Raw genomic sequence first — 26,141 nt, forward strand, 5'->3', positions numbered from 1 at the left:
AGAAATTACCACCGAAGGAACAAAGTCCCGTTTATTATCATTGACCGAATTAGTTTTCAAGAAGCTGCTTTGCTCTCTTGTGTATCTGATCTTCGATAAGCTTTAGCCGTTTGCTGTCAAGATTATAGCGTGGATGCTTTTGAAACCTGAAATCAAGCAGTTTTCTCAAGCCCTCTTTGTGCTTGCCCGTAAGCACCGCTTTTGCTGTGCCGATAAAGTCATCATACACGCTGGGAACAAGCGTACTTGCATAATCATCAAGTGCTTTTTCACTCACAAAGCTGTCAAGTCCTGCAAGATTGAACAGTGAGTTTCCGTGATCGAACAGCGGCGCAGGTTCAACTATCTTATTTGTCTTGTTATCCACCATGAACCCAAAGTTTCCAAAATGTCGGTCGGTATTGCAGATTACAGCGTCAAGAACGAGCATATCATCAAGAGCCTTAGTGTATTTCTTACCAAGCGACTCATAGTACGCTCTTACTGCTTTCATACCGCCCTTTCGGACAAGTCTTCCTACCGGGATAAATGACCTCTGCTTGCTTGTGAACAGTTCACAGGTAGAGCACAGCTCACCTTTCCACTTTGCAATGCTGTAATCGACAGTATCTATGCCAAGTACCTTTGCTATCTGGCAAGCATAGTATTCCGAATACGGTTCAAAGCCTGTATTTGATGCACCCTTTGTACCGCCCTTGAAAAGCTGTATCTTCCCCTCAACTCTTCTCCAGCATTTCGGGAGCATTCCATTGGTGGTAAACTCAGGACAAGAAGCAAGTGATGATCTTACCGAGCTTCCGAAGCCTGTGAAAGCAATGAGCCCGAGTATCCGGCTGAACCTGTTGTCATACAGGTTGTATTTATCAAAGCTGCCTCCAAAGCCTTCTTCAACTACCCAGTAACAATCATTCAAGGACATACCCTTTGAAACTCTGATTATGTTCATCGGTCTGTTGATGCTCATTCCGCATTTTGCAAGAAAGCTGCTGACATATGCTCTGTTCTTTGGTATTGTCCTGTTCCTGAGCCAGCGTGATACGCCTTCTCCGTCAACTTCCAGGTCAAGAGGCATCAGCTGTCTCTTTTTTTCATTTACCCACAGTATTTCTATCTCCGGCTCGTTTGTATCCTCGGTAGCCGTAAACCTTATAAGCGGCGTATCAAAATGCCTGAGTTCGTAGGTCATACCAATGCCTCCTTTCGTGATCTTGACTTTAGTATACCACAAGATTCATGATTTAGCAAGTGGCATCATACTGAATTCTTTTTTGTCGGCTACCTGAATCCTCATGTCATTATATCAGTCTGCGGTTTGAGCCTGCCGATGAAACGGTAGTATATTTCTATCTGCTGGTATGTCCTGCCGCTTTGGTCCTTTTCCTTATGGTGAACGACTATCCTGTCGATAAGCTCATTGAGTATGTTCGCATCAAGCTCGTTAATATAGGTGTATTTCTTTACGATGTTGATGAACCTGTCCGATGCGTCGGTTTGCTTTTTCGCCTCGTCAAATTCCTGTTTGAGCTGAAGTATGCCCTGACTTAACTCCTTTTGCTCCTGCTCGTACTTTTCAGACATCTGCTCATATCTCGATTCGGGTATCTTTCCCAGTGCGGAATCCTCGTACAGCTTTGAAAGTATCTTGTCTATCTCTTTTTGTCTTGTCTGCTTTCGCTCGGCTTCGTTTACAATGCTTTCAAGCTGTCTGCGTGAACTGCTTTTGCATCTGCTTTGCAGGAACTTTCTGAACCCGATTATGTCCTTTGCACAGCAGCCTATCATTTTCTGCAAGTCGCAGAACACAAGCTGATACAGCACATCATAAGTGATGTAATGCGAGGCACAGTATTCCTTGCCGTGGGTTTTGTACATCCAGCAGGAGTATGCGCCGTGATACGTTCCGTCACTCTTTTTCTTCTGCGAGTATGTCAGTGCGTGACCGCAGTCCGAACAGTACACAAGCCCTGCGAATATCTGCACCTTTCCGCTTTGTGTCGGGCGGTGCTTGGCGGCAAGTATCTTATGCACCGTGTCCCACAGCTCCTGGGAGATTATCGGCTCGTGGCAGTTCTCGACAACTATCCATTCATCTCTGGGGCACTTGACCTTTTCCTTACTTTTCATCGACTTGTTTTTCTGCTTGCCGTAGACCAGCTTTCCGAGATAGACCTCGTTATCGAGTATCACTCTGATAGATGTTACGTGCCAGTCGAAGTCCTTGCGCCAGTAGTCCGACTTGTAGTAATCGGGGTTGTGCTGATTGAAGTAGGCTATCGGTGTGAGCAGTTTTTCCTCTCTGAAGATCTTGGTCATGCGGTTGTAGCCCACGCCCTGTGCGGCAAGTCTGAAGATCCGTCTGACCGTTTCAGCGGCAGGCTCGTCAATAACAAGGTGGTGACGGTCTTTGGGGTCGAGCTTGTAGCCAAACGGCGGACGGGAGCCGATGTACTGTCCTTCCTTTGCTTTGGCTCGCTTTGCCGACTTGGTCTTTTTCGAGGCTTCCCTTGCGTAGTATTCGTTTATGACATTTCTCATCGGAAACATCATATCATAGTCACTTTTCATCGAATCATAGCCGTCATCGACAGCTATGAACCTTACGCCTTTGTCCTTGAACTCCTCCACATACATTCCCACCTCGATGTAAGAGCGCCCGAACCTCGACTGGTCTTTAACAATGACTGTGTCTATACGGCCGTTTTCGATGTCCTCACGCATTCGCTCAAACGCAGGTCGTTCAAAGTTGGTTCCGCTGTAACCGTCATCATCGTATACCTCGTAGTCGGTTATCCCGTGGCCCTTACAGTACTGCTTGAGCAGTATCTTCTGCGACTCGATGCTGATGCTCTCACCGCTGCGTCCATCATCTACAGACAGTCGGCAGTACAGTGCAGCTTTTTTAGGCTGATCGATCGTCTTTTCCATAAATGCTCTCCTTTCTGCGCCTGTGTGGCTGACCTTTTCTTTCAAACGGACAGTATACCACAGCCGCCTGCACATATCCAGACCACACAGTACATTTTGGAGGAGTGCATAAAAACATCGGCAAGCATTGCAGCAAACTACATATCCATTTTGATATCGAGTTCTTCCTCCTCATCGGGCAGCTTCATTTCGTATGGGTCGGTCATTTTCCTATACTTCATCAGCTCATTTTCTCTCTGCTCAAGGAACGGGTCGGGCTTTGGTCTGCATCTTTCGGGCATAGCCTCGATAGTCTCACGAAGTATCCTTTTCTCCTCTTTCTGCTGCCAGCTGACCTGCTCCCCCACTTCCTCGCCTGACTCAGCACTTCGCACCATAAGATTCTGAAGCCTTTCCTGCGGTGACATATCATCGTTGCTTGCCGACCACACACGGTAGGTCACGCCGTCGTTCATAGGGTAGTCGGAGTAACCGAGCACAGCCGAGTCACCCTTTTGGCACTCGGGTATTTCAAGCCCCTGCTCGTCCTTTGGAAGTATCTTCTGACTGATGTTTTCGTTCCCTTGTTCTTTCATTTGCATCTTTCCTTTCGTCTTTATTCAAAGGGTGTCATGATTCGTGATACCCTTTTCACCTGCCCTGTTCTGAGGCGGGTGGTGTACCTTGTTTCAGGGTATACCACGGTGGACGATTTGTTCACCGTTAAGGTGTTTCCGTTTTGGAAACACCTTTGAGTTTTCACAAGGGGTGGGCGTTTTGTCCACCCCTTTGTTTTTATAAGGACTGAACGATTCGTTCACCCCTTTGCCGAGGTGGTGATTTGCCACCCCATAGTTACCCGCACAGTTTCGTGCCGGTTATGATGGGGTACCGTATGCGTACTCCACGATGACGGGATGTTTTGTCCCGTCACAGAGACGCTGTCCTGTATTGGGACTGCGTCGATACCAAAAGTCCATTTTGGGCACTCGGTCCTGTTTTGGGACTGAATTCTATGGGGTAACGATTCGTTACTCCACGGCTCAGTACCGTTTCGGTATCCGGAATTACATCATCTGCATCTCGTCCGTCTGCTCCTCGTCCTGTTCCTCCCTTTGCTCTTGCTCATCAAAACGCTCTTGCTGCTCTGCCTTTTCCTGGTTATCCTCTTTCAGCAAAGCTATTACAATGCCTATGATGAACCCAAGGTTCTGACCTGCAAGCTGAGCCTCTATGCGTTTGCGTATCTCCTCGGGATCATCGCTCTCGCTCATTTCAGCAAGTGAGATAACAGCACCCAGACCAGTGCCGACAGCACCACCGATATTGACAGCACTGCTATTGAGAAGATCCTCAGCCTCTTGTTCAGAGTATCTATTGTTTTGAGCATCTCTTGTCTGCTCTCGGACAGCTGCGATGACAGCCTCGAAGTAAACTCTTCTCGACTCCTCCCAACCTGTTGGAGCAGCTCTTTCACCTCCGAAGTCTGCCTTGATATCGTCTGCTCCGAATCCAGCATAGTCGAACTTATGCAGTTCACCATTCCCTGCGCCGTTGGCATTCGCTTCATTACCTGGTACAGCTTTTCCTGAAATTCTGTCTGCTGCCCAAGCTGTGAAAGCATCAGCTCCCAGTGATCCTTGGGTATCGCATAGACTGTCGGCTGGTACGGTATCTCTTGAATTTCCTCCGCCGCCCTCTTTTGCGAGCCGAGCAATCTGTTCAAGGTATTGTTCTCTGATTCTGAACTCACGCTGCATTGCCTCCTTTAAAAATCTTGTATCGTGCAGTTTGTTGTCCCTGACCTTTCGCCCGTTGGGACAGGTGTAGGTCATAGTTTTTTGCTGCTCCTCCCACCTGACATCGTAGCCTTTCTCACGCAGGCGGTGGATAAACTCTTTCCTGCTGCCGCAGGTCTTCATCAGATTTGTTATCTCATACAGCAAGTCAAACTTCCAGCTGCTGCCCCTTTGCTGTGCTCGGTATTCTCTCTGTCCGAGGTTGATGCTCGGCTTTCTTGGATCGTAAGGCTCGAGCACTTTAAGTCCGTGAGCAGCGCATATCTCGTCATTGAGCTGACGCATCTTCGCAAGTGTGAACTTGTTCATGTGAAGCTTTTGACCATCTGCAAAACTCGTTGCATTGATAACAAAATGATTGTGGTACTGTCCGTTGTCAAGGTGAGTCGCCACCAGCACCTCGTGCTTTGGAAAGAACTCCTTGACGAACTGCATACCGATGTCGTGCGCCTGCTCGGGTGAGATGTTATCCTTCGGACTGAACGACTGGACGTACTGATAAAACCTTACGTTGTTCTTCCCCTTGCCGAGTCTCATCTCCTGCTCGGCGGCATAGAGCGCCTGGGTTGCAAGAAAAGATTTCTGTGCAAGCTCGGGCACACAATTATGTCCGCTGACCAGCTTGACCTGCTCGTTGAGCTGCGTCTTGTCAGGTCTGATGCAGTAGCTTATGAGCCTGCCCTGCGCCGAGGGAGTCTGTTTGCTCTCGGGGATATTCTGAATGATAGCTATGACTTTTCACTCTCCTTTGCGATTGTTTCCAGCAGCTTTTCGTATGTCGCAAGCAGTTTTGACAGGTCGATGACCTTTATCTCACCGAGGTGAGCCAGCCTTGTGAGCTGGTTAAGATTGTTGCCCTGGTAGTGAAGCTCTTTATTTATCTCTTTGAGCGCATCGTTTGAAACTATTTTCCCTTCCGAACACATTTTCACAACGAATCGGTTGATGGACGGGCAGCCTGCCTGGATGACTCTCTCAAAAATCATTTTCTTTTCCTCGGGAGTCATACGAAGATTCATTCGCTCGGTCTGTTTTCTCGCCATGAGTTTTCTCCTTTCGCTGATAGAATAAGGGGTGCGGGTTCGCCCGCATTTGTGCAAAGGCTGCGCCCGCAAAGTGCGGGTGGGTGCCACAGCGCTATGCTTGCCACGCCGACCGAGGTCGGCAAAAGAGACAAGGCTCTGCACATAAGGGTACACTTTGTGAGCAAAGATATTGGCAGAAAGGGAAAAAGCATCTGCTACTAAACTGCTGCGAACAGTTTTTCATTTTAACTTTCAGGTACGATAAAACTGCACCGATTTTTATCGTCACTATCGTCACTGCCATGCCATTTTTTTCGATGACGGTTGTGACAGTTATGACAGTTGTGACACTTGAACTGCACACATATATATCCCCATATTCAAGTGTCATCGTGTCACAGGTGTCATTTCAAAAAACAAAAAGAGCCGGGATCATACGCACAGAGCAATGCTCTGATATTGTAATGATCCCGACCCATTGTTCCCGAATTCACCGCCGGGTGGATGGTTAGACTACAACTGTTTTGTTGTGGTGTATTTGAGCATGTGCAAAAATTGCACAAGTTGAACTATACTACAATCCGAATTCTTTTCGTAAATCTGCAAACACTTCTTCGGCAGGTCTTCCACCTTTGTCAAAGTTTCCGTCCTTATAGCTTTCTTCCAACTCAGCGTTGATCTCATCGAAACTGTGTATGATCAGATCAGAAGGAGCAGTTGGCAGACCTTTTATTGAATCTGATTCTGATGATTTCATTAATAATATGTTCGGTATCCTTGCCCTCAATCATTGTCATAACAGTTCTCCTATTGTTCAAAATCACGCACTGTGCAGCAGCTTGATGTACAGCCCGAACAACTTGTGGCATCTCGGACACTCTATCATAAAGTCCGCAGGTTCACTTTCTGTCTTTGTCAGCACGCTTTGGTTTTTCAGTTTTGCATCTGCCACGTCTGCACACCGTCCGCCGCAATGGGGGCACTTCAGCTTGGGCATCTTTCGTCTGTTGTCACTGGTCTGCAATTTCTTCTCCTGTTCTTACAGCAGATCCTTGATAACTTTCACCGCCACTCCCTGTATCACTATCTGCTGTGGGCATATATCTTTGTACCGCTTGTTCTCGGCGTGGAGAACAGGTCTTTCCTTTTTCGCATCGAACACAAGTCTTTTGAGTGTGCTCTGATTGTTCTCGTCAAGGGCAGCGACTATCTGACCGAGCTCTGCTTTCTTTGTCATCTTGACAAGCACAAGGTCACCGTCGTCAATACCTGCATCTATCATAGAATCACCGCTGGCTTTGAGGATATAGTGCTTGCCCGAGCGCACCCACGACTTTGGTATCGACAGATACTTTCCTCTCGTCTGCTCCTCGCTTGTCGGCACTCCACACGGGATAGAACCGACCACCGGAACACGGACTGTATCGTCTGTGGTGAGCTGCGCTATCCTCTGTGTGATGATAGTTTTGCCGTCATATTTCAGAACACCCTGGTCGTCAAGCTCCTGCAGATACCGAAGTGCAGTCTGTCTTGAAAAGCCGAGCTCTGCCTCGATATCACGCAAAGACGGCGTGTACTTATGTTTCATATAGTGCTTGTCGATGTACTCGATCATATCCTTTATTGCCTGCTGCTTATTCATATCAATTCCTCCGTGTCAAACATATATGACCACTGTCACAAGTATAATATATCACAGTCAAGTCAATGTGTCAATAGTCACAATGACCTTTGTCACAAATTTCAGCACTTTAACAACAAAACCGAACATTGAAAAGTGACACCGTGTTCATTATCTGTCACATTATCGGATTCTAAACGCTGTGAGACATTCGTCATTTTGACGGGAACTTGTTTGATTTATGACAGAAAGAAATAGCACCTGCTCGGATGGGCAAGTGCGTAGTGAGTATTATGTTTCAGTGTTCATACAGACCAATGCCTTTGCATCACTGCATTACGTATCATTTCAACCTCTGCCTGAGCATTCAGCATATGCACCCTGCAAAGCGGAAATGACATCTTGCCGTTCTCATCGTTAACAGCAGCGCTCAAACCAACATATGTGGGAACCGCACGGTAATGACCTACTATCGTTACTATATCTACAATGCTGTCGATCCTGAGAATGGCTCCGTTTTTGATAAACAGATAATATCTGCCAAGCCTGAACTGATCATTCGCAAATGGCTGTGCATAGGCAAAGTCGATGTACATGCTGCGCCCGCCGTCTGCGGCAAGGTAGGAGTTGAACCTTTTTGATGCTCCTTTTCGATATCTGATAACGAGCCAGCAAAGAAAAGCAAACACAGCACTTACTGAGGCGCCTATTATCACACCAGTCAAGAGACTCTCCCCTAGGGCTGTAATGACAAGAGTTAGTACCAAACCCTCAAGTACAGTCACCACAACGGGGGCTGCTCCCAGCTTGGGCACACGCATTACTTTGCAGTAGCTATATAAAGCGTTACTTAACTGATTAAGCTGTTGCTCGTTCATCATCCCAGCAAAATTGGGATCTTGGTTAAATTGTGACATTGGCGTTTAAACCTCCTGTAGTAGCGAATTGGGCTTGGTGCGCGTGGAGAATTTGAATTTTCCTTTTCAGAAAATCGGTTACGTCTTTGTTATGCCAGTTTCTCGTCTGTTTCCAACAGTTCATCCATATTATATCACACTTTTTCAATTCTGCCTCGGATTTTTGCTCATTTTCTTTATTTTTTCATTAAATGCTTGAGTAGCCAAACGCAACCTCTTCTACTGACATGCGAAATCTTTCGCAACTGCCACCTAATATAACAGGTGGATAATTTTGTCTGGTGGATTCGCTGCAAACTTATTGACATTCATCATCATATCTAAGTGTTTGTTCAATTTGATATCAGAAAGAAAAAGCACCTGCTCGGGTGAACAGGTGCGAGGTTTCACATTGAAATATACTCTGGCGGAATATAGTCGGCAAGCACAACTTTGTCGTTGCCTTTATAAAACTTAACCCCGTCGCTGTGTGCTTTGGCTGCGTCTATCTTCAGAATGACAGGATCGCTGTCCCTGCGCTTGCCGACCTGCACAGCCGTATCGGTATCGACAGAAAGATGAACATACTGCCGCTTCATCGGTTTCAAACCATCTTTCAGAATGATCTGCGCCGCCTTGTGCGTAGTGCCGTGATAAAGTATCGCAGGCGGAACGATCGGCTCTTTCGAGATGTGCATTGGTATCGTGTGCCCGTACAGTGCACGCACCTTATCACCCTTTATCTCGAATCGAGTCTTGTCCGAATTTGCGATTATGTATTCGATGTCACTCACGGTTATCACTCTGCCGTGCTTGCCATTTTCATTTATTGCCTCAAGCAGCTGCGATGTGGGAACAAAGCCCTCGCTGTCAAGCTCCAGCTCATACTCCCACGGAGCGTGACGGAGAGCGTATGATATTTCTTTGCTTAGTCTGACGTAATTCATAGGGACTCCTAATTGTTTTTTCATTCAATAGTGTTGTCAATCAAGATACTCTTCTCAATTAGCAAATCTATTATTACCTTCTCCAGCTAGTTCTGTTTGTGCTATTCAAGCAAAGCACGAATCTTCTTTGCAAGCAATTCTTTTCTCTTTTCATAAAAATCTCCAAATGAGCAAAACTCCATAGATATTCCTTCCGGAATAATAGCTTGTTTTATGAAGTCTTCTTTCTGGCTTTCGTTTTTATCATTATAGTAATCAATAAGTGGCATATCATTCTTACTTCCATTACTACTACCTTCAAGCAGCTGAAGATTTGGCAGACGATTTCTATTGCCTCTCCATTTTCTCCAATCCTCCATAGAAATAGAAATTGGTTTGTTTCCATCAAATCTATCATATGGATGAAGGTGATCTTGCTCGTACTTATAATTCCTATTAACCCAATCAAGGCTCAAATAATACAAAGCCTCCCCTGCAACTCTGCTTCCTTTTTCAGAGTTCAGAATATCTTCAATCTTTCCATCAGTAACTTTGAGTTCAGAAATTTGATCCAGCATATCTATTGTGATTTCATAGTCGTAGCTATTAATATTGCTTTTCATCTGCTGAAGCTTACTTGTCGTACCTGAACGGAAATAAGCAAATAGAATAGCCCTCATCAAATATGCTCTAATATCATCCAAGTTCTTTTCATAATCCTGATTATAGTATATCGAGTACAGAATTGGCAAAAGAACATTCCAACTACTTGAAAATCTACTTACCTCTATTTTAAGATGCTTTAATACTGTTTCCAAACATTTCATTGCTTTTTTAAAACAATTCCAATTGTTCTTAAGCTCTTCTGCAATTTGTTTATTAATATTTGATTTTACAACATCGCCATAAAGCATAAGTGCTGAACGAATTATAAAATCCGAACCAAATCCATTATATGAATCCACAAGCAGTTTACCAAATTCGGTCTTAGCGCTTGGCCAGTATACTTCAAGTACAGACATAGTTATCTCTGATTTTCTCAATGCCTTTCCACCGCTGTTGAATCTAACAAACATTTCGAGTGCATCATCCTGGTTCATATTACGAATCTCAGTATATCTAATTAGTTTTTCCTTGTAAATCTTATTATATAATTTCAGCAGAATATTCCGAGCATATTCCTTGCTGTCAGCTGGAACATTGATGATGGCAGTCTCTATTGCTTTCTCACGGGTTTCTTCGGACTGGTACTTTTCATCCAGTATATTTCTTATCTCAAATTGCGTCGGACTCAGTTTTCCTATCTTTTCACTAAATCTGATGTCATATTTTTTACTATTATATTCTTCTTCATCGACATCTATCTTATTCTTATTCAATTCAATCAATAGTTTCGAGACAAGACCGCCAACAGTCTTTTTCCTCGCGTATTTTTGCCTGATATATGTATCTCCATATAACGAAAGATATAGTGATGTCAGCCTTTGCTGACCGTCAAGTATAGCTGTGTCAGTATATTTAGTATCTATACTGGAAAGCTCATAATTAACGCTATCAGCCTGCTTTCTATTATCAAAAGTAACACTAGAAAGGAAATTACAGAAATAAGTATCCCATGTTACATTATTATCGTCGATATGCCAAAAAAGAAATGTAGATATTGGATAATCTAAAAGAATGGAATCCCAGAGTTTTTCAATCTGTTCCATGCTCCAAACATATTGTCTTTGAAAAGCCGGCATAACATATTTCCCACACTTTACATTTTGTAACGCTTCAAATATAGTTATGTTTTCATCGTTCAAATTACTCATAGAATCCCCTCATTTCTTTAACATCTTTTTAGAGAATAGAATCAGTTCGTTTTATTAGTTCAGCGTCAATATTAATGATTATTTCAAGCAGTTACTTCATTATCTGCCCACAGTTCGCACTGCAGCATAACTGTTGTTACAGCATCGTCCATGCCCTCCGGCGGGTAGCGGTGATCCTTCAGTAACTTGCGTATCATCATACGCATTTTTGCTCTTGCACTGTCTCGCTTCTGCCAGTCGATAGTACGGTTTTTACGCAGCTTGTCAGCAAGTTCTTTGGTTATAGCTATAAGTTCTTCATTCTCATAAAAGTCCTTGATAGCCTGCGGTTTTGTCAGAGCATCGTAGAATGCAAGCTCATCTGCGGACAGACCGAGTTCTTCGCCTGCTTCTTTAGCTTCTCTGATCTGCTTTGCAAGATTAAGCATCTCCTGAATAACTTCTTCATTGGTCAGCATGCCATTGAGATAGCGATTCATGGCGTTCTGCATTATCTCGCTGAACTTCTCGGACTTAACAAGATTTGTGCGTTTATATATATGCACCTGTTCTGCAATCAACCGTTTCAACAGTTCCACAGCGAGGTTCTTTTCCTTCATTTTGGAGATCTCCTCCAGAAATTTAGGATCAAACAATGAAAAATCGTGTGCTTTATCAGAAAACAAATTGATAACACCATCGCTCTTTATGCTCTGCTTCAAAAGCTCATTGATCTTTGCATTAATTTCAGGCAGCGACAGCTTCTTACCGTTGCCTTGGTTAAGAATACGCATAAGCAAAACACGGACTGCTTCAAAGAAAGCGGCTTCTTCACGCTCATCTTCCTCAGTGATAGAGGAACAAAGTGAAAGTGCCTGTTTCAGTAGCAGTGCTTCTTTGGTGTAGCTTTCTCTGTCATCTGTTCTTTGCCTGTCCATAAGGAAGTTGACTGCACCGGTAATTATTCTTCCTGCTGTTAATTCATTACCGCCAAAGAATTTTGAATAATCATATCCGTGCAAAAGATCACGGCATACTGTCAGTTTCTCCTGGAATTTTGGATAAGCGACTTTTGCGATATCTGTGTTGCCGTAATTCTTCTTATCACGGACAGTATAATCATTCATTGCCTGCTTCAATGCACCTGCTATACCGACATAATCAACGACCAGTCCGCCCTCTTTGTCACGGAACACTCTGTTTACACGGGCGATAGCCTGCATCAGATTATATCCCATCATGGGCTTGTACACATACATTGTTGCAAGGGACGGCACATCAAATCCCGTAAGCCACATATCGACCACGATTGCAATTTTCAGCGGACTGTCATTGTCCTTGAATTTCTTTGCGAGTTTCTCCTTGTGGCGTTTGTTGCCTATGATTCCATGCCATTCTTCTGGATCTTTATTTGAAGCCGTCATTACCACAGCTACCTTTTCAGTCCATCCAGGACGCACTTCAAGAATACGCTTGTAAATTTTCATAGCAATGGCTCTTGAATACGCAACTATCATCGCTTTACCTGTAAGGAGATTCTCACGGTAATTCTCATAATGGTCAAGAATATCATCTACGAGAGATTTGATAGTATCTTCGTGACCGAGGATAGCTTCCATTTGTCCAAGCTCACGCTTGCTTTTCTCTATTACATCAGCATCGGCATTTTGCGCCATAATATCATATTCAGTATCAATAAGTCTGAGTGTTGTATCATCTAGTTTCAGCTTCATGACACGGCTTTCATAATAAACAGGACGAGTAGCACCGTCCTCTACAGCCTGTGTCATATCATAGATATCAATATAGTCACCGAACACCTCACGGGTATTTCTATCTTCCATAGCGATAGGCGTTCCCGTAAATCCGATATATGTAGCATTCGGCAGAGTGTCACGGATAACACGAGCCGTGCCGATGACCTTACGGGCAACAAGTTCGCCGTCCTCATTCTTAGTCATCTTGATCTTTTCGGTAAGACCATACTGACCTCTATGAGCTTCATCTGCCATAACAACAATGTTTCGCCGCTCCGAAAGAGCCTCGCCCGACTCTTCAAACTTCTGCATCGTTGTGAAGATGATACCATTTGCTTTTCTTCCGTCGAGAAGCGTTTTCAGATGTTCACGACTCTCTGCATGGACAGGCTCTTGCCTAAGGAAATCCTTACACTTTGCGAATTGCGAATACAACTGATCATCAAGATCATTTCTATCAGTTATAACAACGATAGTTGGGCTTTCAAGTTCAAACTGCAGCAAGTGGGCATAGAACACCATTGACAGCGACTTACCACTGCCCTGGGTGTGCCAGAACACACCGCCCTTACCATCGGTTACAGTTGCTTTCTTGGTTGACTCTATAGCCTTGCGGACAGCAAAATACTGATGATAGCCTGCAAGTATCTTATAGCTTGTCAAGCCTTCATTTGAAAACAGAATAAAGTTTTTCAGTATGTCAAGCAGACGGTCTTTCGTAAAGATACCCTCAAAGAAAGTATCAAACTGCGCATACTGCGTGTTCTCATAACTGCCGTCCTTGGTTTTCCATTCCATATAGCGATCTTCGCCTGAAGTTATCGTGCCAGCACGGCTTTCAGACAAATCGCTCATAACACATATAGCATTGTAAATAAACATGGACGGAATAGCGTGCATATAGTTTCTGATCTGAGTATATGCTTCCGAAGCGTCAGTCTCCTCACGGGACGGAGATTTCAGCTCCATAAGTACTACAGGCAGACCATTGATGAACAGCAAAACATCAGGGCGCTTCTCGTCGTTCTCAACGAAAGTCCACTGATTCGCCACAATAAAAGAATTGTTGTCCGTGTTTGCATAGTCCACAAGATAGCAAAGCGCAGAACGCTCCTCGCCTTTCTCGGTATATCTAACCTCAATGCCATTCTGGAGATAATCCATGAATACAGCGTTCTTCTGCACAAGCTCGCCGTTTTCAAAGCTCTGGAGCTTAAATAGTGCATCGCTAATCGCATCATCGGGGAGCGCGGGATTTAGCCGATAAAGTGCCGCCGTAAGCTCGTCCATATACAGCGGTGTCTTATAGTCACGGTCAATCGCCGGACCGTAGGCGTGGGTGTAGCCCATTTCCTCGAATAGCTGTATGATTGCGTTTTCATAACTCGCTTCGGTATATGACATATTATCAGCTCCTTATTGTAGAAAGTAATTATCTATATCAGAAACAGAAGTAAGAATACTGTCCTCCTGTACCCCTACTATTCGTGCAAGCTCTATTGAACCAGAAAAAGCTTCTTTATAATCTATTGCAAATGCGTTCTCCATAACAGAGAAGAACTCTTTGTAAAGTTTCATCAATTCGCTAATATGATTAGAAAACTCCTGATTCAGATTATACTCCAATTTGCTTATTTCACTTAGGTATTGCAGAATCAAGGTGCTTTGCTCTATATGTATATCCTTGACCGCATTATAAACCATCAAACCGACGGTGTTCCCTATTACTGCGCCAATTACAGGGATAGGGATAACAGCCTGTCCTATAGTAGAGGAAATAGTGCACACTGATGCTTCAACACAAAGCAATTCTGCATTTCTGACAAACTCCTGCTTGGATACTCTTCCAGAGTGCAACATGTAAATCTGTTGAGCTATGCCAAACGAAACAGTAACTAAAGAATTTGCAACTATAGCTGATGACGGCGTATAATTTGTCAATTCATAAATGCTTATACCACGAACTGCTCCTAATACCGTTCCTTTGGTGGTTGATTTTACGATATCCGCCCAATCATCGCCAGTGAAGTCTCTTATGGATTTACCCGATTTTATCCTTTTTGCAATTTCTGAAACAAGCGATGTTCCACCTTCAATTGCTGCTGAAACTGCTCCGACCTTTAGTCCTTCTTTTAATTTTGGTTTGCTTTTATTGTATTCTTTTTCTCTGATAGTTCTATCAGTTTCTTTTATGGCATTTTTCTCTTTTTCAATGGTCTTATTGATTTGATTGGCTTGCACCTCATCATACGATAAAACCGATGGTTCTATATCAGACAGCTTGATTTTTCCGCTGTCAAAGAAATCATGGACTTCTTTCCACTGTCTCAAAGAAAAATCTCCTGTAGATGTAGATAGTTTATTCGCCTGTTCTTTGGGGACAGATAAGAGGTACTTGATCTTTTCGTAATGATCTTTAGGGATCTGATACTTACCGCCTTCATTCAGGAAGAACGGATATGTATCATAGTGCTTTTTTATTGCTTGAAGAGATAAATGGTTTCCCGAGTTTACGAATTTTTGTTGGATCGGTATCCCATCGCGCAAAATATCAGCCGGGCCATTATCATTTATCCATTTACATGACGGATTATTGCCCACAATTTCGTTTCGTGCATTTTCAACACCACATTCGGCAACCTCAGCAATAAAACCATGTTGTCCTTTAATGCCGCCACGATTAGTTATTATTATTTTCTTATTAATAGTTGAAATAGTATCTTCTAATGATTTTATGGCATTCTCCAGATTAGTATCCTGCATAGCAACACTGCAAAGATATCCGTTGATTCTTTGTTGGTTCAAATAGTTTATCCATGAAGCCTCTGCTACCGCTTGGCTACTGCCAATAAATCTGTGGTTTTCGTTTCCTTTTTTCATAACAGAACACCTTATTCTGAGAGAATCCTGCAAAGCAAAGCTGACAACGACTTTGTATCATTTACTAATGTACCTAATGATATCTTTTGTTCCTCACTCAGCGCGTTGTAATCACATGCAAACAAATTACTATTGTCCGATAGTTTTTCATTCACAAGCGCATTGAGAGCCTCTGTTTGAGAGTGTAATAACTCCACATCAGATTGCAGCTCTTTCAACGAATGCGTGATGTTAATTATTCTTTCTATCTCTTGCTTTTTACTCTCTTGAATCTTTTTCTTTTTTCTCCAAAAATGCAGAAGTGCAGATAAACCTGAAATGCCTGCTATTCCAAGTCCGATTGGACCTGCCAAAGCCAGCAATGCGTGTCCAGCAGCAACGCCTCCGCCGCCGGCAGCAACAGCTCCACCACCGAGCCAAGCTAGCGCCGCATTAGTTGCCGCAGCACCACTTAATGTTGATATGGCTGTTCCTGTAGATGCAGTTCCAAAAGTAGTAGCAACCCACATTGCGACAGATGGTGCGGCACCAGCAAATACTGCTCCAGCTGCAACTCCGGCACCTGCTCCTATAGCAGTGTTCCTCAACTTTTTGTGTTCTTCTGTGGCAAAATCAATTGCGTTTTTAAATAATTCTTTATTCGTAGATATTTCTATAAAATCAGTATCAAAGTCTTTGGGATGCTCGGCAATGCTATTGATTAATTCCGTCACTTTGTTTATAGTTTCAACTGATGTCTGCCTTATTGATAATAACTTTTCACCTGACTGATTAAACGAACTATAAAGCTCATCATATTCATCACTTACTCTTTGGAGCCTCTTATCCAATGCTTTTTCAGGATACACCAAATCTTCTACACAATCCAAGTAATTGAGTATTCTTTTTTCTTCTTTTGTTAATTTCAATTGCTTACTATTACAAAAGTCTATATAGCTTTCAATTTTATATTTGTCTTTTTCAAAATTTCGTTTAATACTCCTCGAATTATAAATCTTAGAAGCCCTTGCTTTAATCTTATCAACTCTTTTCCCGACTCTCTTAAAGAAAGTATCCTCTTTTTTATGATCATTAAGAATATCTTGCTGTTGCTTAAGGTAATGACCTATTTCATTCAAAGAATCAATCTGCGGCTGGAGCATCTTTCGTTTAAAGAATCGTATAATGCCCCAAAGCAAGTACATTCTGTTAGTGAGTTTCCAATACAGAATAATCAATAAAGCTATTCCAACTATCACTGATAGTATTATAATTGCAATATTCATATTATCTCCTAACAAAAATGAAAATTTACGCTTGCAGGCAGCTTAAATCCTGACCGCCGACACGTCAATCTCGCCGTTCATCAGTTTCGGCAGGAGTGTGTCACGAAGGGCGGCAAGGCGTTGGTTTTCAGCGTTATTTAATCTATACTGAATTTTTATTGGTGTTATTATACTTGAATAAAGCATAGCATCTTCCCTTGACGGAATTTCAATTTCAAATTTTTGTAGTGAGTCTACAGTTATCTGTGGCTGAGCAGACCCTGTGTTTAGAATTTTCATATCAGTATTTTTTAGAAGCCTATATAAATAATCTTCAAATGCTGAATCGTTTGGTGTTATCGCAATTGACAAGTTAGTCAAATAGCAATTTGATGGTGTATATTTAATATCACCACACCCTCCAACGCCTCTTGCGACAACTATGATTTGTGGTTCATCAAACATCTTTTCAGGATAATAGCCTACAATCTGATAGCCACTAAATAATGGGTATCCTTCTACTGATATTTTATCCTTTTTAGGCATCTTACCATATTTAAAAGTAGCTATATCACCAAACCTTACAGTTTGAAGGTTGTTATTCCCGAAATGAGCCTTGAAAAGAGCCTGCGCCTGCTGCTCTAAATTTTCATTTATCGCAGTATTTTGAGCGATTTTTAGCTCAATAGCATCGAGTAACGAAGCAATCTTATTCTGCACTTCAATGGGTGGAACGGGAACAAGCATATCTTTAAAATTAGTTTTATTGAATTTCGGCTGGGCACTTCCGGTTACAATAGATTTAAGCATTTTCTGTCCATAATGCCCTTTAAACCAATGATAATAAAAGCTATCGTTACCATTAAACTGTACCATAATTGCGTTTGGTGCTAAGCTCATCTTATATTTTAACACGGGGCAACGAAATACAGTACCAACATTTGCTCCAACATTAGAAATAATTATTTCACCGCCAAACAGCTTGCTTTTTGAAAGGAACTCATATGCGTGTTCGTCTATGAAAACAAAATCTCCTTTGAAATCATTATTATAATCGACCAATCTTATTAACACTGCAATATCTTCTTCCGAACGATATGTAACATTCTCTGCCAGTGAAGCGAAACTTCCATTAGCAACATAGTCTGTCACAACTTTTGCTATATCCTTAATTTTGGCAATTCCCCATGTATCAGGCATCTTTCCAAGTGGTGTATCTTTATATGTCATACCCAATTGCCCCCAGCTTCTCCCTGATCTCGTTTTCAAGCTCATGGGACTTCTTGAACATATCCGACAGCTCCGAAGTCAGGCGCTTCATCTTCTCCTCGAACGGCTCGCCGTCATCTTCCTGTTCCTCAATGCCGACATAGCGGCCTGGCGTGAGAATATAGTCCTGTGCAGCGATAGCCTGAATGTCAGCCACCGCACAGAAGCCCTTGACTTCCTCTAATGTGCCGTCCTGGAATGCCTTGAATGTATCAGCGAGCTTCTGAATGTCCTCGTCCGTGAAGTCACGGTGCTTGCGGTCAACCATATATCCCATTTTTCGGGCATCAATGAACAGCGTTTTGCCTTTCTGCTTCTTGCCCTTTGTGATGAACCACAGCGTTACGGGAATCGTAACAGAGTAGAAAAGCTGTGTCGGCATTGCCACAATACCCTCAACAAGGTCGTCTTCAATAATACGCTTTCTTATCTCTCCCTCACCGCTGGACTGCGTAGACAGCGCACCGTTCGCAAGCACCAGACCGATCTTGCCATTCGGTGCAAGGTGGTGTATCATGTGCTGAATCCACGCATAGTTAGCATTTCCGGCAGGCGGTACACCATATTTCCAACGAATATCGTCTTTGAGCTTGTCCTGTCCCCAGTTGGAGAGGTTGAACGGCGGATTTGCCATGATAAAGTCGGCTTTCAGCGTCTTGTGCAGATCGTTGAAGAACGTATCAGCGTGATACTGTCCGAAGTCCGCATCAATGCCACGAATAGCCATATTCATCTTAGCCATTTTCCAAGTATCGGCATTGGACTCCTGTCCGTAAACAGAGATATTGCCCCTGTTTCCGCTGTGAGCCTGTATAAATTTTGCACTCTGTACGAACATACCGCCCGAACCGCAACATGGATCGTATACACGGCAGTTCTCAAACGGACGAAGTATCTCAACAAGGGTACGCACCACGCTTGACGGAGTATAGAACTCACCGCCCTTTACACCCTCATAGGCGGCGAACTGAGCGATACAGTATTCATAGGTGCGACCGAGCAGATCCTTGCTGTCCTCAGTATCGGTCATATCCATGTTAGTAAACAGATCGACCACATCACCGAGAACACGCTTGTCCAAGTCGGGGCTTGCATAGTTTTTCGGCAGGACATTCTTCAAGGTCTTGTTCTCGTCCTCGATAGCCCTCATTGCATCATCAATGACCGAGCCGATCTCAGGAGTGTGAGCCGCAGCGGACACCACAGACCAACGAGCCTTTTCAGGCACGAAGAAGATATTATCCATGAGATATGCGTCAGGCTCGTCCTCAAAGCCGTCACCCTCAGCCACAAGCTCGTTATAGCGCTTCTCAAAAGCACTCGATATGTAACGCAGGAAGATTAGTCCTACGATAACTTTTCTGTATTCGGCAGCCGGAATATGCCCCCACAACACGCACGCAGCGTCCCAGATCTGCTTTTCAAAACCAATATTGGCGGTATTCTTTTCAGCCATGTTTTTACCTCTTTTCAAAAGATATAATAACCCGTTCAATTATACCACATATTTACTTAAAAATCAACACAATTTGTTCAAATTGCCCATTGTATGCTTACCCATAATGCATTATATCACACCGTTTTTCTTTTGTGGTAACTTTAATTGGACAGAAAATCGAACGTGAGTTCCGTTAAATGTAAAAGTAACCGCAAAGCTACACCTGATCCTGTGCCACATTAACTACCTTTTTGCCAAGTTTTATTGCGTACTTCACGGCTGTGTATGCACCGCCGAAGTTATGCTCGATGCAGCAGATGACCATATCAGAACGCTCGACCATTGCTTTATTCCTTGTTTGTATTGCTGCTTTGAAATGTGAATTTGCCGCCTCGCTGCACACCTCTACCCTATCGTAGTATTGTTCAAGCTCTGCGATATTTCTCACGTGTCTTTCCGCAACATACACAATCTCGCTGTTGCCGTAGTCAAGCTCCCGCTTTGCACTGCGAACAGCTGACGCAGCCATCCGGTCAAAATCTCCGTTGCGCCCAACGAGAAATTCCACATATTCTTTCGTCTTTATCAGGTCCGAAATCTGCCTTAAAAGGCAGGTTTCCGCTGTTTGCCAATCAGCTATCCTTCTGTGTCCGAAAAAGCTCACGGTATAGATCTACACAATCTCACCTTTAAAATATTACTATGTACATAGTAACCTTGAATATGAGAATTGTCAAGATGTAACACTGAATATAGAATATCTATAAGGGGTGATACTATGGCAGCAAAGTCTGTTGTGACCGTCAACGAGTACGGCAAGATCGAGCTTCGGCTCAAGGAGATAATGGACAAAAAGAAGATGACTCGCAACTATCTTGCCAGGGCAACGAACACTCGCTTTGAGGTCATCAACAAGTGGTACAACAACGAGGTCGAGAAGATGGACCTTGACATTCTTGCGAGGATATGCTATGTGCTTGACTGCAAACCGAGCAGCCTGATAAAATACGAGGATAACAAATAAGGAGTTGCTGCTGCGTGCAACAACTCCGTTTATTTTGCCCTCACGCGCGCAAGGATGCTCTGTATGGCATTTTATCAGCAGAAAAGAGAAATTACCCGTCGCAGATACAAAGTCCCGCACAGGCGATTTATCGGCGCACAGCGAGGCACTCTCTTTTCCTGACTGAACACCTGCTCTCTTTAGTAAGAGTTTAGTAAGTATATAGTTAGATATTAAGTAAGATATATTACTCTTTATTCTGTTATATATATTATATATTCTATTGGGTACTTCTATGGTATGCCACAGTGACACAGGGGGTATGACACTATTGGTAATTTAAAGCAAAATGTCCCCGTACACTCCACGGGTGGTCATTAACAACAGGGACAGCAAAAAACTCCGCAGATGTCGTATCTACGGAGTTTTCTTATTAAGCTGGTAGTCGGACTCGAACCGACGGCCTGCTCATTACGAATGAGCTGCTCTACCAACTGAGCCATACCAGCACTATAGCATATTTGATTTTTTCTGACGCTATGTAATTGTCGCTTTAAATACAACCCACGACCTGCGCATTACGAATGCGCTGCTCTACCAACTGAGCTATTCCAGCATCGTGCGTTTACGGCACCGTGTATCATTATAACCTATCAGTCCCGTTTTGTCAAGCTTTTAACATCAAAAAGAGGTGCGCCCGGCACCTCTTTCAAGTCTATTTTTACTCTACGCAATGACCTTTGCTCTTTATAACTTCAACCACGCTGTCCACATATTTTCTGCAAAGCTTCTCGCTCTCCGCTTCAACCATAACTCTTACCAGAGGCTCGGTACCTGACTCTCTCACAAGTATTCGTCCCGAATTACCAAGCTCATCGGCAACAGCCTCAACTGCCTTTTTTACATCCGGGTCGTTCTGGGCTTCGGTCTTATCCTTTACCCTTACATTTTCAAGTACCTGTGGATAGATGTGCAGCGGTGCTGCCAGCTCGCTCATCGGCTTTTCCTTAGCCATCATTACTTCCATCATTTTAAGGCTGGTCAGTATTCCGTCGCCTGTGGAAGCATACTTTGAAAAGATAATATGTCCCGACTGCTCGCCGCCGATACGGCAGCCGTTTTGCAGCATATATTCGTAAACATATTTATCTCCCACTGCTGTTTTTGCATAGTCTATACCACGCTCGTCAAAGGCTTTATAAAGCCCGAAATTGGACATGACCGTAGTCACAACAGTATTAGTGAGCAGCTTTCCACGTTCCTTCATGTAGCAACCGTAGATATACAGAATATGGTCGCCGGTGATGACATTTCCCTTTTCGTCAACACAAAGGCATCTGTCTGCGTCACCGTCGTAAGCAAAACCAATATCCAGCTTATTCTCAACAACGAATTTCTGCAAGCCCTCAATATGTGTAGAGCCTGCATTGTTATTTATATTTGTGCCCGTAGGCTCGGCATTGATAACATATGTCTTTGCACCCAGTGCGTCGAACACGCTCTTTGCGATATTCCATGCGCTTCCGTTGGCGCAGTCAAGTCCCACCTTAACGTCCTTGAAGGAATAAAGACCCATTGAGATAAGGTATCCGATGTATCTGTTTCTGCCCGAAACGTAATCCACTGTCCTGCCTATTTCGTCCTTCTTTGCAAAGGGCACCTCAGGATAGCTTACGCCCTCGTAAACCAGCTTGCCGTCGATATAGTCTTCAATAAGGGAGATAAGTCCCTCGTCCATTTTCTCGCCGCTGCCGTTTATAAGCTTAATACCGTTGTCGTAGTATGGGTTGTGGCTTGCGGAGATCATAACGCCGCAGTTGAACTTATCGGTCTTTGCGATATACGCCACCGACGGAGTAGTTGTAACGTGCATTATGTAAGCGTCGCTGCCCGATGCCACGATACCGCTAACGATGGAATACTCAAACATATAGCTTGAACGTCTGGTGTCCTTGCCGATAACTATTCTTGACTTTTCCTTTGAGCCGTTTTTCTCGCTTTCGTTCTTATAATACCAGCCCAGAAATCTGCCTATCTTGTAAGCGTGGTCAGCAGTAAGGTTCTCGTTTGCCTCGCCTCTGAAACCATCTGTTCCAAAATATCTTCCCATAAAAAACATCTCCTGTTTTATCTTTTTGAAATTATGCTTGCGCCGTCAAGGCAGCCTGTCTTGTAGATGCTGTTCGGAGGAACAACGCCTCTAACGCATGACAGCGGATAAACGTTCGTGTGCGAACCGATGACAGTACCCGGGTTGAGCACGCTGTTGCAGCCGACCTCAACGTAGTCTCCCAGCATTGCGCCAAACTTTTTTAGCCCTGTTTCTATATTCTCGTCACCGTTGTGTACGACCACAGGTGTCTTGTCGCTTTTTACATTGGATGTGATAGAGCCTGCGCCCATATGTGATCTGTAGCCAAGAATGCTGTCTCCCACATAGTTATAATGGGGTGTCTGTACGTTATCAAATAAAATAACGTTTTTAAGCTCCACGGAATTTCCCACAACGCAGCCTGCTCCCACCAGAGCCGAACCTCTTACAAACGCACAGTGTCTCACTTCCGTGCCCGGACCGATAATACACGGTGCACCCAGAAAAGCGGTAGGTGCAACATTTGCGGTCTTTGCCACCCAGACATTCTCGCTCACCTCCGTGTACTCCTCCTTATCAAGGCTTTTCCCCAGCCCGATAATAAAGCTTTTCAGCCCGCCGAGAGCCTCCCACGGATAGGTAAACTGAGACAGATACTCCTTTGCAAGAGTATGCTCAAGGTCATACATTTCCTTAATAGTGACCATACTTTCCCTCTTTTCAGATATTATGATTTATAAGCTATAATATTTTACCACAATATTGTGTTATTGTCAACCGCAGACACAACAAATACTGGCAGCCCCGAAGGACTGCCCTGTCTTTTAATTGCTCAGCATATTCTCGGCAGAAGTTCGCCGCTTGGCTGGGCAAGCATTGTCTGTGCGCCTATCTCGGTTTCCAGCACGACCTTGCCCGGGTTGTCCTCAGTAACCTCACCGATGACCGCTGCATTCTTTGAATAGGGGCACTGATGCAAAGTGTCCAGCAGTGCCTGTGCCTTGTCCTTTGGCGCAACAACAACAAGCGTACCCTCACAGGCAAGATACAACGGCTCAAGCCCAAGCATTCCGCAAACGCCTTTTACCTCGTCCGCAACGGGGATATCAGGAGCGTTAAGCTTTATCCCCACATTGCTCTGCCCGCTTATTTCGTAAAGGACCGTGCCTACGCCGCCTCGTGTAGCGTCACGGATAACGTGTATATCATCTGTGGTCTCAAACATCTTCTCGACCGTTCCCCACAGCGGTGCACAGTCGCTTTTCACATCTGCCTCAATGCCGAAATCGTTTCTTTCAAGCAATATTGTACAGCCATGTCTGCCTATGTCACCTGTGACGATTATCACGTCTCCCGGCTTTGCAAGCGTTCCCGAGGTGTGGGCATTGTCCATAACTCTGCCAATACCTGTGGTAGTGATGAACACCTTATCTACCTGCCCCTTGCCCGCAACCTTTGTGTCGCCGGCAACTATCTTTACACCCGCCTCTTTAGCCGTCTTCTCCATTGCAGCTGCTATCTTTTCAAGCTTGTCCAGCTCAAAGCCCTCTTCTATAACAAACGCACAGGTCATGTACAGCGGCTTTGCACCCATGCAGGACAGGTCGTTGACCGTTCCGCAGATAGATAGCTTGCCAATGTTTCCGCCGTTGAATTCATACGGCGAAACGATGAATCCGTCCGTCGTAAAAGCAAGCTTTCCACTCTGCATCTCAAGTACTGCCGCATCGTCAGCAGTAAACTCAGGGTTTGAGAAATGTGCCTTGAATACCTTGTCTATAAGCTCCGCCGTCTGCTTTCCTCCAGCTCCATGCGCAAGCGTTACTACTTTATCACTCATTGTTTTTACTTCCTTTCATCTTATAATATGCTAAATCAGAATTTGCCGCCGCGGCGGCACGCTTGTCCGTCGCATATCGGTTTGAGCAGGCAGCGGCTTTCGTGCCGCTCCGGGCTTTCACTTTGTGATAACTGTACAAGAGTAGAGCTGTGTTGTGCAAACCTCGGTAAATCCGCATTTGTTGAGGTATACCTGTCAAGCAACTGTGGGTATTCTCTTGGGAGCGTTTTTTCTCAAACTCTTTTTCTGAACTCTCTAACACTTTTCAGTGACGGGAGCTTTGCCTCCCGTTGCTGAAAAGTCATTAAAAGGTTTAGGCAGGGGGTCTGGGGGATAACCCTTCTCCAAAAGGGTTTCCCCCAGCTGACACGCAGGGATGATGCGGTAAATTCTGATTTATCTTACATACCGTACTGATAATATGCCGAGCAAGCGCCCTCGCCGGAGACCATACAAGCACCGACGGGGTGCTGTGGAGTGCAGACCTTACCGAAGACCTTACAGTCGCAGGGTTTACACTTACCCTGGAGAACGTCGCCGCATCGGCAGGCAGGATTTGGTTTACCTTTTATTTCGGGCAGGCTGTACTTTTTGCGTGCGTCAAAATCTGCATATTCCTCACGGAGCTTCATGCCAGACATTTTTATAACACCAAGTCCTCTCCACTCGCTGTCGCATGGCTCCATGACCTTTGCCATAAGCTTCTGCGCCGCAGGGCTTCCCTCGTCCTTTACAACTCTGGGGTAGCAGTTCACAAAGAATGGCTCACCCTTTTGCAAAAGTGTTACCGTAACAGCGAGCGCCGTGAGCAGTTCCTTGGCAGTAAATCCCGCAACAACACCGCTCACGCCCTGCTCGCTAAGAGCCTTGCAGGTGGCATTGCCGGTTATGGCGTTGACGTGACCCGGAAAAAGGAACGCATCTGCGCTGCCCTTGAGAGCCTGATATGCGTTGGGCATTGTCTTGTTTGCGCAGAGAATAGAGAAATTGTCAAGTCCGTCTTTTCTTGCCTTTTCCACGGCGATGCAAGCCGATGGTGTGGTAGTCTCAAAACCTACCGCAAGAAATACTACCTGCTTGTGGGGATTTTCTTTGGCAAAGTCCACAGCGTCCAGGGGAGAATACACCGTCTTGATCTGCGCACCCTTGCCCCTTGCATCTGCAAGGCTCATTTCCGTTCCCGGAACTCTGATAAGATCGCCGAATGTGCAGATCACACAATTCTTTTCCAGCGCAAGAATGCACGCCTCGTCGATATAACCCACAGGAGTTACGCACACAGGACACCCCGGACCGGAAATAAGCTCTATGCTTTCGGGCAGTATCTTTCTTATGCCAAGTCGGAAGATCTCATGGGTGTGTGTCCCGCACACCTCCATTATCCGCAGTTTTCTGCCGTTATAACCCTTGAGTATCTCTTTGGGCGATAGTCCGTTCAGATTGTCCATTACAGCTCCTCCATGATCTTGTTGGTCTCATTTTCGTCATCGTCGGTGATCTTTGCAATAGCCACTCCGGCGTGGACCATTACATAATCCCCCACCTCCAGGTCATCAAGAAGCTCTGCGCTGACACTTCTTTTTGCCCCGCTTGCGTCAATCACTGCCGTACCGTCCTTAAGGTCTACAACCTTTGCTGATAAACCTACACACAT

23 protein-coding genes and 1 tRNA gene are annotated in these 26,141 nt (G+C 44.5%); 1 reads left to right on the forward strand and 23 read right to left on the reverse strand.

Features of this window, described 5'->3' with window-relative positions:
- Positions 1–49 precede the first annotated feature (49 nt).
- From T494_RS0106930 to T494_RS0107015, 17 genes are all read right to left on the reverse strand, one after another.
- The gene (locus T494_RS0106930; protein WP_028505677.1) at positions 50–1,186 is read right to left on the reverse strand and encodes a protein kinase; all 1,137 of its coding nucleotides are present in this window, start codon (positions 1,184–1,186) and stop codon (positions 50–52) included.
- A 101-nt stretch (positions 1,187–1,287) separates the two neighbouring features.
- A complete protein-coding gene (locus T494_RS0106935) occupies positions 1,288–2,925 on the reverse strand; it encodes a recombinase family protein (RefSeq protein WP_028505678.1) in 1,638 nt (545 codons plus the stop codon).
- A gap of 137 nt (positions 2,926–3,062) precedes the next feature.
- Positions 3,063–3,500: a hypothetical protein gene (locus T494_RS0106940; RefSeq protein WP_028505679.1), complete on the reverse strand. Its 438-nt coding sequence runs from the start codon at positions 3,498–3,500 to the stop codon at positions 3,063–3,065.
- Between the two features lie 471 nt (positions 3,501–3,971).
- The gene (locus T494_RS13410) at positions 3,972–5,435 is read right to left on the reverse strand and encodes a relaxase/mobilization nuclease domain-containing protein (RefSeq protein WP_081777250.1); all 1,464 of its coding nucleotides are present in this window, start codon (positions 5,433–5,435) and stop codon (positions 3,972–3,974) included.
- The gene (gene mobC / locus T494_RS12570) at positions 5,432–5,746 is read right to left on the reverse strand and encodes a plasmid mobilization relaxosome protein MobC (protein WP_037344200.1); all 315 of its coding nucleotides are present in this window, start codon (positions 5,744–5,746) and stop codon (positions 5,432–5,434) included. Before mobC ends, T494_RS13410 begins: the two co-directional genes overlap by 4 nt.
- Positions 5,747–6,302: 556 nt before the next feature.
- Positions 6,303–6,485 (reverse strand): hypothetical protein, encoded by a 183-nt coding sequence (locus T494_RS13835; RefSeq protein WP_197021134.1) that lies wholly within the window; start codon positions 6,483–6,485, stop codon positions 6,303–6,305.
- Between the two features lie 63 nt (positions 6,486–6,548).
- Positions 6,549–6,752, reverse strand: coding sequence for a hypothetical protein (locus tag T494_RS0106965; protein ID WP_028505680.1), 204 nt, complete (start codon positions 6,750–6,752; stop codon positions 6,549–6,551).
- A gap of 15 nt (positions 6,753–6,767) precedes the next feature.
- On the reverse strand, positions 6,768–7,370 hold the full coding sequence (locus T494_RS0106970; protein WP_037344203.1) for a LexA family transcriptional regulator: 603 nt from the start codon (positions 7,368–7,370) through the stop codon (positions 6,768–6,770).
- Positions 7,371–7,654: 284 nt separating this feature from the next.
- On the reverse strand, positions 7,655–8,074 hold the full coding sequence (locus T494_RS13840; protein WP_197021135.1) for a hypothetical protein: 420 nt from the start codon (positions 8,072–8,074) through the stop codon (positions 7,655–7,657).
- Positions 8,075–8,652: 578 nt separating this feature from the next.
- Entirely contained in the window at positions 8,653–9,192 is a 540-nt protein-coding gene (locus T494_RS0106980; protein WP_028505683.1) for an RNA 2'-phosphotransferase, read from the reverse strand.
- Positions 9,193–9,293: 101 nt separating this feature from the next.
- Complete coding sequence (locus tag T494_RS0106985) at positions 9,294–10,985, reverse strand: DUF262 domain-containing protein (RefSeq protein WP_028505684.1); 1,692 nt, start codon at positions 10,983–10,985, stop codon at positions 9,294–9,296.
- 83 nt (positions 10,986–11,068) lie between these two features.
- Entirely contained in the window at positions 11,069–14,125 is a 3,057-nt protein-coding gene (locus T494_RS0106990; protein ID WP_028505685.1) for a type I restriction endonuclease subunit R, read from the reverse strand.
- A 12-nt stretch (positions 14,126–14,137) separates the two neighbouring features.
- Positions 14,138–15,601 (reverse strand): hypothetical protein, encoded by a 1,464-nt coding sequence (locus T494_RS0106995; protein ID WP_037344206.1) that lies wholly within the window; start codon positions 15,599–15,601, stop codon positions 14,138–14,140.
- Between the two features lie 11 nt (positions 15,602–15,612).
- The gene (locus tag T494_RS12575) at positions 15,613–16,866 is read right to left on the reverse strand and encodes a hypothetical protein (protein WP_051540184.1); all 1,254 of its coding nucleotides are present in this window, start codon (positions 16,864–16,866) and stop codon (positions 15,613–15,615) included.
- Positions 16,867–16,908: 42 nt separating this feature from the next.
- Positions 16,909–18,075 (reverse strand): restriction endonuclease subunit S, encoded by a 1,167-nt coding sequence (locus T494_RS13415; protein WP_028505687.1) that lies wholly within the window; start codon positions 18,073–18,075, stop codon positions 16,909–16,911.
- Positions 18,065–19,570, reverse strand: coding sequence for a class I SAM-dependent DNA methyltransferase (locus T494_RS0107010; RefSeq protein ID WP_028505688.1), 1,506 nt, complete (start codon positions 19,568–19,570; stop codon positions 18,065–18,067). Before T494_RS0107010 ends, T494_RS13415 begins: the two co-directional genes overlap by 11 nt.
- 199 nt (positions 19,571–19,769) lie before the next feature.
- Positions 19,770–20,120, reverse strand: coding sequence for a hypothetical protein (locus T494_RS0107015; RefSeq protein ID WP_242836406.1), 351 nt, complete (start codon positions 20,118–20,120; stop codon positions 19,770–19,772).
- A 210-nt stretch (positions 20,121–20,330) separates the two neighbouring features.
- On the opposite strand from T494_RS0107015, the gene T494_RS0107020 reads away from it, so the two are divergent.
- Positions 20,331–20,576 (forward strand): helix-turn-helix transcriptional regulator, encoded by a 246-nt coding sequence (locus tag T494_RS0107020; RefSeq protein ID WP_242836407.1) that lies wholly within the window; start codon positions 20,331–20,333, stop codon positions 20,574–20,576.
- Positions 20,577–20,991: 415 nt separating this feature from the next.
- Here T494_RS0107020 and T494_RS0107025 read toward each other — a convergent pair.
- From T494_RS0107025 to T494_RS0107055, 6 genes are all read right to left on the reverse strand, one after another.
- Positions 20,992–21,064 (reverse strand) — tRNA-Thr (locus T494_RS0107025).
- 212 nt (positions 21,065–21,276) lie between these two features.
- On the reverse strand, positions 21,277–22,665 hold the full coding sequence (gene glmM, locus T494_RS0107030; protein WP_028505691.1) for a phosphoglucosamine mutase: 1,389 nt from the start codon (positions 22,663–22,665) through the stop codon (positions 21,277–21,279).
- A 17-nt stretch (positions 22,666–22,682) separates the two neighbouring features.
- Positions 22,683–23,354 (reverse strand): UDP-N-acetylglucosamine pyrophosphorylase, encoded by a 672-nt coding sequence (locus T494_RS0107035; protein WP_028505692.1) that lies wholly within the window; start codon positions 23,352–23,354, stop codon positions 22,683–22,685.
- 125 nt (positions 23,355–23,479) lie between these two features.
- Positions 23,480–24,487, reverse strand: coding sequence for a hydrogenase expression/formation protein HypE (gene hypE, locus T494_RS0107040; protein WP_028505693.1), 1,008 nt, complete (start codon positions 24,485–24,487; stop codon positions 23,480–23,482).
- 401 nt (positions 24,488–24,888) lie between these two features.
- A complete protein-coding gene (gene hypD / locus T494_RS0107050) occupies positions 24,889–25,935 on the reverse strand; it encodes a hydrogenase formation protein HypD (RefSeq protein ID WP_028505695.1) in 1,047 nt (348 codons plus the stop codon).
- Positions 25,935–26,141 carry a HypC/HybG/HupF family hydrogenase formation chaperone gene (locus T494_RS0107055; RefSeq protein ID WP_028505696.1) on the reverse strand — a complete coding sequence of 69 codons (207 nt, stop codon included), beginning with the start codon at positions 26,139–26,141 and terminating at the stop codon, positions 25,935–25,937. Before T494_RS0107055 ends, hypD begins: the two co-directional genes overlap by 1 nt.

It is taken from the genome of Ruminococcus sp. FC2018 (assembly GCF_000621805.1).
Taxonomy (GTDB): Bacteria; Bacillota; Clostridia; order Oscillospirales; family Ruminococcaceae; genus Hominimerdicola.